Annotated in this window: 1 protein-coding gene and 1 pseudogene; both read right to left on the bottom strand. The window is 71.9% G+C overall.

Annotated elements, in window-relative coordinates; genetic code table 11:
- A partial coding sequence (locus tag IE312_RS41285) for a thiolase family protein (protein ID WP_502266984.1) occupies positions 1-645 on the bottom strand: 645 nt, incomplete at its 3' end.
- 234 nt (positions 646-879) lie between these two features.
- A pseudogene (locus tag IE312_RS41280) lies at positions 880-1209 on the bottom strand (ribonuclease D); the annotation flags it as partial.

Raw genomic sequence — 1209 nt, 5'->3', positions numbered from 1 at the left:
ACCCCAGCCGGTCTCGCCGGCCTCGGGGTTGGTGCGGCGCACCGAGATCGGCACCAGGTCCTGCTGGATCTTGCCGTTGGCGTAGGCCTTGGCGGCCTTCTCCTGCGAGCGCACCGCGTACTCGTCCGCGCGCAGCTTGGTGATCTGCGGGTAGCGGTCGTGCAGGTTCTCCGCGGTCATGCCCATGAACAGGGCCGACTCGTCCACCAGCTTCTCGGACACGAACCGCGGGTTCGGGTCCACGCCCTCGCCCATCGGGTGGCGGCCCATGTGCTCGACACCGCCGGCGATGACGGCGTCGTAGGCACCGAAGGCGATCGAACCGGCGGTGGTGGTGACGGCAGTCAGGGCGCCGGCGCACATGCGGTCGATCGAGTAGCCGGGGACGGACTGCGGCAGGCCGGCGAGGATGCCGGCGGTACGGCCGAGGGTCAGGCCCTGGTCACCGATCTGCGTGGTCGCGGCGATGGCGACCTCGTCGATCTTCTTCGGGTCCAGACCGGGGTTGCGGCGCAGCAGCTCCCGGATCGCCTTCACGACGAGGTCGTCGGCGCGGGTCTCGTGGTAGATGCCCTTCGGGCCCGCCTTGCCGAACGGGGTACGGACGCCGTCGACGAAGACGACGTCCCTGACGGTACGAGGCACGATGGCTCTCCTCCAGATGCGGGATGGCACTGCTGCGTTGCGCTGAGCGCGCGCTCAGGACCCATGCTACTTATGAGTAACGTTGCTGCACACCCCGGAAGGCGGGAGCGGTGAAGGTCACATCCCCGCCGGCCGGCACGACGCCGCGGACCCTCCGGGCGTGCCCCGCAGGATCTTGGCTGGATATCGACGTACGCGCGGTCCCTGTGCTGTACCGCTTGCCCGGCCCTGTGGCTAGGCGGCCTTCGCGGTCAGCGCGTCCACCAGCACCGGCGTGACCAGCTCCACCTGCCACGGCCGCGCGCCGAACCCGGCGAGCGCGCGCTCCACGGAGCCGGGGTCGACCGCCTTCGGCGGCTCCCAGCAGATCCGCCGCACGGTGTCCGGGGAGATCACGTTCTCCTGGGGCATGTTCAGCCGCTCGGCGAGGGCGGACACCCCGGCCCGGGCGGCGGACAGCCGGGCCGCGGCGGCCGGGTCCTTGTCGGCCCAGGCCCGCGGCGGCGGCGGTCCGGTCACCTGCTGTCCCGGCTGCGGCAACGCGCTGTCGGGGAGGGCCTTGGC

It is taken from the genome of Streptomyces capoamus (assembly GCF_014654935.1).
Taxonomy (GTDB): Bacteria; Actinomycetota; Actinomycetes; order Streptomycetales; family Streptomycetaceae; genus Streptomyces; species Streptomyces capoamus.
The sequence above is the reverse complement of the archived record's forward strand: the minus strand, read 5'-3'. Positions and strand labels throughout refer to the sequence as shown.